This is a genomic window from Syntrophales bacterium (genome assembly GCA_023229765.1).
Classification (GTDB): domain Bacteria; phylum Desulfobacterota; class Syntrophia; order Syntrophales; family UBA5619; genus DYTH01.
Map to the genome: position 1 here is coordinate 113,846 of JALNYO010000009.1, position 6,631 is coordinate 120,476.

Sequence of the window (6,631 nt, forward strand, 5' to 3'; positions counted from 1 at the left end):
TGACAAAAGGGTATAGATTTTCAAAGCTCTCAGGTAGGGAGTTAGGCTGCTGGGGAGGGGAGGGGTTTTGTCCGGCATACTGGGTCTGAAAATCGATGTCGATACTTATCAGGGGATGAAGGAAGGGGTGCCTTGTCTTCTCGATATATTGAGAAAAAACAACCTGCCGGCGACTTTTTACTTAAGCATCGGCCCGGATGCCTCAGGTCGGGCCGTTCTGCAGCTTCTGAGAAACCCCCGTTTTTTGAAGAAAATGATCCGGACGCGCGCGGCGAGTCTTTACGGGTTTCGCACGGCCCTCTACGGAACGCTGCTGCCATCGCCAATGATTGCCCTTTCTTTTCCCGAGATCGTCCGGCGGATAAAGGCGGAAGGGCACGAGGTGCAGTTTCATGCCTGGGATCACCGGCGCTGGCAGGATGAGCTCTTCACGAAATCAGAGAGTTGGATACGGGAGTGGTTTAAGCGTGGCATCGCCGGTTTTGAGCGCCTGGTCGGAGAAAAACCGCAGTCATTCGGCGCCCCGGCTTGGCTGATCGATGACCGCGTGCTGTCAATTGTGGGCGGGCTTGGTTTTGAGTATCTAAGTTGCACAAGGGCGCGGGCGCCGTTTATCCACGAAGGGATAAATCTTGTTGAAATCCCGTCGGATATCCCCTGTTTCGAGGAGGTGGGGATGGCGGAGGGGACGCAAAAAATTCTGTCCGCGCTGGCCGAAGGCGGGATGCACGTCCTGCCGGTTCATGCCGAGGTCGAAGGCGGGATCATGGCCGATAATTTTATCGCCCTGATTGAAGCGATAAAAAAGATGGATTATCGCTTTGTCAGACTGGGCGAGATGATCTCCCTGCTGGATCGCGCTGAGCTTCCCCGCCGCCGGTTTCGCCTCGAACTTCTGCCGGGCCGCTCCGTTGCCTGCGCCGTCTGAGAGGCAGGTAAATTTAAGCAAATAGAGGTAATTGCAAAACCATTTGTCATTCCCGAAAGCGAAGCTTAATGTTCATAATATGGAGGCAATTGCAAAACCATTTGTCATTCCCGAATGTCTCTATCGGGAATATGGTTTTTCAGGCAGTTAGAACCAGATTCCCGCTCAGAATCGTTGCGGGAATGACAGAATGGGGAGTTTTGCAATTACCTCAATAGATGTTAAAAAAGATTGTAATTTTGCCTCGCAGTGTTATATGAGGCTCCGAGTTTTTTACAACTATAAATAGACGGGAGTCAAAACATGAAGGAATATAATCTTTTGGAAAAACTGGCCGAGGCGAGCCCCGGAATGGAGATCTGGTGGGACGCCTCGCCGCTGACCTATGAGAACTGGCGGCGCAAGCTCCTTGCTGAAACCCCTGCGGCGGATAAAGCGACGCTGGAGCGTCAGTTGACCAGACTGTTCAATCCCGCTCATCCGGAAGACTCGCTCGTTCGCGGCGTTACCACCAATCCGGCGATTTCCCTGCAGGCGATCAGCGAAGATCCGGGGTACTGGAAAGAGGTTGCCTTTGGGATGATCGCAAAAAAACCGGGAATAGACAAGGAATCCCTCTTCTGGCTGCTCTACAAGGAGGTTGTCAAACGGGGCTCCGACATGCTTTTGCCCCTTTTTGAAAAATCCGGTTACCGCGAAGGCTACCTTTCCGGACAGGTCGATCCGCGCAAGTCTTTTGACAAGGCGGCGATGATCTCCCAGGCAAAGGAGATTGCCGCCATCAACCCCAATGTCATGGTCAAAATTCCCGGTACGAAGGAAGGGTACGAGGTTCTGGAATTACTCACTTCCTGGGGTATTTCGACAAACAATACGCTGGCTTTTATCATGTCGCAGTTGATGGACGGCGCGAAAGCCGTGCAAAGGGGACTGGAAACCGCCCGGAAGAACAACGTCGATCTGACGAAGTGGCGCTCCGTGATCACCATGATGGAGGCGCGTTTCGGTGATCTGGGCGGATTGCGGGATTTCGCCCGCGCCGAGGGGATCGAGCTTTCCGAGGCCGAGGTCAGGCTTGCCGAAATGGCGATTCTCAAGAAGGCCTACCGCCTCTTTCACGAGGGAAACTATCCCAGCAAGCTTCTTTCCTGCTCGCTCCGGCTGGGGCCGACGGTTGACGGCAAGGCGCGCATCTGGCATCTCGAGGAAAAGGCCGGCGGCGGCATCGTCCTTACCTGTCCTCCGTCATTTATTGCCGATGTGATAAAGTTTGCCGATCAGGATGACATTGTTTTCGAAAAGGGCCGCATCGAAAAGGACATCCCGCAGGATGTGATGGAAAAGCTGCTCAAGGTTCCCTACTTTGCACGGGGATACGCGGAAGACGGCTACACTCGCGACGAGTACAAGGACCATCCCTCCCTCGTGAAGACCGCCGGACAGTTCAACAAGGCCACCGACGACATGGTGGAATTCTCCCGCAAATGCCTCGAGGAGTTTGCAAAGCGGTCGTAATTAGGCCAAAAATGTAATGGGGGTCAGAGTGACATTAGGCAATCTTACTCTGGCCCCTTCTTTCGCTGCTGTCCCTTGTCAATATCTTCCCAACATCATTCAAGATATTATTCCGAGCCAATTGCAAAACTCCCAACGCTGTCATTCCCGCGACGCTTCTGGGCGGGAAAACGAAGTTTAATGTTCATAATCCAGTTTTTAACTATTTGAAATCATGGATGCCCGACAAAAGCATTCGGGCATGACACGGAGTTTTGCAATTACCTCTTCCGTCATTATTTACTTTTTTACCAGCGTCCCCTTAATCGGTTAATCGAGTGATGCGCAGACCGTCAAATCTCGTAGAGCGCTTCATATAGGAATCGATATAACTGCATGACGGCACAACTTTGACATTCAGAGATTGTGCATGCGTTAAGGCAGTCTCCGCCAGCGCAGCGGCGACGCCCTGGCCTCGCATTGCGTCCGGCACAAAGGTGTGAGTAAACGTCCAAACGTTACCTGCCACCTGGTAGTCACAGACTGCCAGAGCGTCGCCACTGCTGTACTCAAACCTGCACTCCGCTTCGTTGTGAATAATATTCATAAAGTAAAGCCTCCTTCCACGAACAAATCTAATTATTCTCCGATTATCTTGACCAGAACCATTTTCCGCCTCCTGCCGTCAAACTCGCCATAGAAAATCTTTTCCCATGGGCCGAAGTCCAGCTTGCCCCCGGTGATGGCGATAACCACTTCCCGTCCCATCACCTGTCTTTTCAAATGAGCGTCCCCGTTGTCTTCTCCTGTCCGATTGTGCCGATATTGGGAAACAGGTTCATGCGGGGCGAGCTTTTCAAGCCAATCCTCATAGTCTTGATGCAGGCCGGATTCGTCGTCGTTTATGAAGACCGAGGCTGTGATATGCATGGCGTTCACAAGAATTAAACCATCCGTTACGCCGCTTGCCTCTATGCACTGTTCCACCTGTTCCGTAATGTTGACAAACCCTCTGCGGGCAGGGATGTTGAACCATAATTCTTTCCGGTAAGATTTCATAGATTTTCCGGCTCCAGTTATTTAACGTTTACAGTTCAATCGGCAGCAATCAGCCGTCGCGTTTACGCCGATGCAACGGCTTGTTGGCGGATTTATATCCAACTAATTATTTTAAGATGCGGTATTCTTGAAAATTCATCAATATCCCTGTAGATATAACTTCAATTCTTTTTATTATTTTATTCCAACGTTTGAGCTAACCGGCACGCAGCTTTTTCGCGCGTCCGGTTGAGTGCTTCGTTAGGCGCTGTGTTGCTCTTGTAATTTCGAGAAGAGATCTTAAGGCATCATTCACAGCAGCCGAGCTGGTAAATGCCTCGGCTATTTCCGGTTCGAGGATGGCTACGTTAGCTCCTTCCTCTATCAGCCGCTTGAAGTACTTGCCGCGAACGGCCTTTGAATAATCAAAATCATATTCGGGGCGTTGTTCCTCTATAGTTTTAGTTTTCATGTCTTTTCCTCTCCAACATAGTTGCAGGACGTGCACTGATAATTCGTATCGCATCTCGTCTTTCCGTGTACGATACAACGAAAAGACGTCCTTGAGATGAATAACCAACGGTAATGAATCTGTCTTCTTCAATGGAGTGGTCTGGATCAGCAAACGTTGCTGATAAGGGATCATAGAACACGGTAACAGCTTCTTCAAAAGAAATTGCGTGTTTTCTTATATTCTTTCTCTCTTTATCCTTGTCCCACTCAAATTTCATGATACCTTCCTGTGAAAGTCAGAGATATTTATTATACCAAGTAATCTCTATAAAATGGGGGAAGTGTCCCTATATTTAATATTTACCATTTTCTTGAAACTCACCAAATTTTTTCCCCTTCAGTGGTCGAAGATCAATAACAGCACCGAACTTTCTGAAAGAGGCAAGGAATCTCTCGAAGTCATTCCCCCAGTAGATCATTGCACAGGACATGGGAGCGCCCTTTCCACCATTCTGACCATTGACGAGGAACATAAGCCGTGTATCATAAAGGAAGCACACACCTGTTGCTGCACCAAAAACGTAATTCTTCCAGTATCCCGTATTTGTTGCCACGGGCACAAGCGCAAGAACCTCAGACTTGTGTTCTTTATATGCTACGGCACACCTACACAACCATTTATTGATTGATGTGCCATGTTTTTTGTTAATTCCGTATGGAGGATTCACATAGATACTGGGAAAATCCCAACTCTCTCGGAGTCCGTCATGCTTGGGAAGTCGGTATTCCGTTCGGGCATTTACAATCGAATACTCGTTTGAACAGGGGTCAAGGTCAATGCTCCCGCCAAAAAAATCGCGCACGGCATTGACATACTTCTCCGGTGTTCCCCATTCTTGGCTTAACGTGTTGAGTGTTCGACCTGCTGTCATCTGTGAATCTCCTGCCATTTCTTGTCTTCCATCGTTTCTCTCTCATGCCAACAGTAATTGGTACAATGTTAACAAGCAGTTCTATCAAATTAAAACGGTGATCATTTGGTTTATTTATCAAACACTTGCACCCCTGAATGTCAAGTCAAAATATTATGCTGTTTTTTAATATTTTCGGCTCGTTGTAATATCCGTGGCAGATTACTCTGTCCCCTTTCAGCCGAAGATTACAGTCAGGGAGTCGGGGCTGTCTATGGTGTAGTCGGCGCCGGCCTGGATGAGAATATCGCGGCTGTTTTTAGAGGCGGATGAAAGAAAAAGCGCGCCGATGGCGCGGTATTTCATTTTTGATGCCTTTGCGGCCTGCATGTCGTCGGGCATGTCGCCGACATAGAAGCGCTGGTCGAAAGAGGTGCCGAGCCGGTCAGACAGAAGGTCAATCATGAACGGGTTTGGTTTTTCCAGAGAAACACGAATATTATTCACACTGTAAAGCCGCTGTTCCTCCCTGATGCAGTCATCGTGGGTTACAACATCCCGGAAATACTTTCTGATGGCGAAGCGCTTCAGCGGGTGCTCCGCCTCCATTTTTGGTCTGCCGGTGGCGATGGCGAGGGTGTGACGCAGGGACAAATCTTGAAGAATCGCCGCGTTGACGAGGAGTGATTCGTTGTTTATCAGACCTTCATCCTTGCTGAATTCAGGCTCAAGGTCGTATGCCGACCGGAATAGGGTAGGGCCGAGATAGATTTCCTGAAACATCCGCTTGATGATGTTGCCGGTTTTCACATCGCCCCGGAAACACTGCTCCACGAAAGATGATTTTCCGCTCCTCTGAAAGGCGGCAAGATCCGTCAGCGGAGCGCTGGATTTGTGAAGAAAATCAGCCAGTTTTTGAGCATCATGGGCGCGGATGGCGTTTTTGTAGGACACGCTGTCTGCCGAGGGGGCGCCTCCGGGAGGAGATTCGAACAGCGTGAAAAGCAGGTCGATTGTCCGCGCCGTCAGCTCCCAGTCGTTGTTAAGTCCGCCTGTCTGCTTCAACCTGAGCAGTTCTTCAAGCGAAAACAGCGGGTCCGGCAATTTGTCGAAATTTTTTGCCCCCGCTAAAAACAGCCTCGCCGTTTTTCGGACCGCCTCCCGGTAGGAGCCGGAGACGTCAATAAGGACGCCGTCCATGTCAAACACAATTAATTTATTTGATTTCATAATATTGAAACAATTATTAAAGTGAAGCATCAGCAAATTGCCAAGGTAAATTCAATCTGCCTGCGTATTCATAAATCCCTGCCATTACCCTTTATTGAACTAAAACGAAAAAAGCCGCCGTGTTTGCGAGGTCGGCTGGCTTGAATTTTGGGCAATTTAAAACGCAAATAGCCGCTGTAAAACGGAAATAACCTTAAACTGGATTTCTGGATCAAGAGAGCCGAGTCTTTTTATAAGTCGCCTTTTGTCTATTGTCCGTAGCTGATCCAACACTATATGTCCTTTCCTGCTCTCAAATACGCAAGCTATTCTTGTTGGATATTCCTTCCCTGCCGTCGTCATCGGGGCAACTATGACGGTTTGGATATGCCGGTTCATTTCGTCCGGTGAAATAATCACACATGGTCGTGTTTTCTTAATTTCAGAACCAACAGTAGGATCAAGATTGATTAAGAGCCTATCCGTAAATAACATTGGTTCTTTTTATTTTTCTCCAGCAGATAATGGAGAACGCTAATTGTATCAGAGCGATATAACTACCGGACAGCTTTTCATAACGCACCAGAAGCTTCCGGAA

9 protein-coding genes are annotated in these 6,631 nt (G+C 49.0%); 2 read left to right on the plus strand and 7 right to left on the minus strand.

All coding sequences use genetic code 11. From position 1 onward, the window contains the following. Positions 1-67: 67 nt before the first annotated feature. Positions 68-928, plus strand: a complete 861-nt coding sequence (locus M0P74_07170; protein MCK9363362.1) for a polysaccharide deacetylase family protein — start codon at positions 68-70, stop codon at positions 926-928. 303 nt (positions 929-1,231) lie between these two features. Next, complete coding sequence (locus M0P74_07175) at positions 1,232-2,443, plus strand: hypothetical protein (protein ID MCK9363363.1); 1,212 nt, start codon at positions 1,232-1,234, stop codon at positions 2,441-2,443. 301 nt (positions 2,444-2,744) lie between these two features. On the opposite strand, the gene M0P74_07180 is transcribed toward M0P74_07175, so the two are convergent. The 7 genes from M0P74_07180 to M0P74_07210 form a co-directional block, all read right to left on the minus strand. Then, positions 2,745-3,029, minus strand: coding sequence for an N-acetyltransferase (locus tag M0P74_07180; GenBank protein ID MCK9363364.1), 285 nt, complete (start codon positions 3,027-3,029; stop codon positions 2,745-2,747). 32 nt (positions 3,030-3,061) lie between these two features. After that, a complete protein-coding gene (locus tag M0P74_07185; GenBank protein ID MCK9363365.1) occupies positions 3,062-3,481 on the minus strand; it encodes a secondary thiamine-phosphate synthase enzyme YjbQ in 420 nt (139 codons plus the stop codon). Positions 3,482-3,677: 196 nt separating this feature from the next. After that, the gene (locus M0P74_07190; GenBank protein MCK9363366.1) at positions 3,678-3,932 is read right to left on the minus strand and encodes a hypothetical protein; all 255 of its coding nucleotides are present in this window, start codon (positions 3,930-3,932) and stop codon (positions 3,678-3,680) included. After that, positions 3,922-4,191, minus strand: coding sequence for a BrnT family toxin (locus M0P74_07195; GenBank protein MCK9363367.1), 270 nt, complete (start codon positions 4,189-4,191; stop codon positions 3,922-3,924). The genes M0P74_07190 and M0P74_07195 overlap by 11 nt, the downstream gene beginning before the upstream one ends. Positions 4,192-4,266: 75 nt before the next feature. After that, positions 4,267-4,845, minus strand: coding sequence for a phage N-6-adenine-methyltransferase (locus M0P74_07200; GenBank protein ID MCK9363368.1), 579 nt, complete (start codon positions 4,843-4,845; stop codon positions 4,267-4,269). A gap of 216 nt (positions 4,846-5,061) precedes the next feature. Continuing rightward, a complete protein-coding gene (locus tag M0P74_07205) occupies positions 5,062-6,024 on the minus strand; it encodes an HAD hydrolase-like protein (GenBank protein ID MCK9363369.1) in 963 nt (320 codons plus the stop codon). Between the two features lie 186 nt (positions 6,025-6,210). Continuing rightward, entirely contained in the window at positions 6,211-6,528 is a 318-nt protein-coding gene (locus tag M0P74_07210; protein MCK9363370.1) for a type II toxin-antitoxin system PemK/MazF family toxin, read from the minus strand. Positions 6,529-6,631: the final 103 nt, after the last annotated feature.

Excerpts from the sequence above, each read along its gene's own strand:
- M0P74_07175 (MCK9363363.1), top strand. The coding sequence starts at position 1,232 with ATGAAGGAATATAATCTTTTGGAAAAACTGGCCGAGGCGAGCCCCGGA.
- M0P74_07180 (MCK9363364.1), bottom strand. The coding sequence starts at position 3,029 with ATGAATATTATTCACAACGAAGCGGAGTGCAGGTTTGAGTACAGCAGT.
- M0P74_07185 (MCK9363365.1), bottom strand. The coding sequence starts at position 3,481 with ATGAAATCTTACCGGAAAGAATTATGGTTCAACATCCCTGCCCGCAGA.
- M0P74_07190 (MCK9363366.1), bottom strand. The coding sequence starts at position 3,932 with ATGAAAACTAAAACTATAGAGGAACAACGCCCCGAATATGATTTTGAT.
- M0P74_07195 (MCK9363367.1), bottom strand. The coding sequence starts at position 4,191 with ATGAAATTTGAGTGGGACAAGGATAAAGAGAGAAAGAATATAAGAAAA.
- M0P74_07200 (MCK9363368.1), bottom strand. The coding sequence starts at position 4,845 with ATGACAGCAGGTCGAACACTCAACACGTTAAGCCAAGAATGGGGAACA.
- M0P74_07205 (MCK9363369.1), bottom strand. The coding sequence starts at position 6,024 with ATGGACGGCGTCCTTATTGACGTCTCCGGCTCCTACCGGGAGGCGGTC.
- M0P74_07210 (MCK9363370.1), bottom strand. The coding sequence starts at position 6,528 with ATGTTATTTACGGATAGGCTCTTAATCAATCTTGATCCTACTGTTGGT.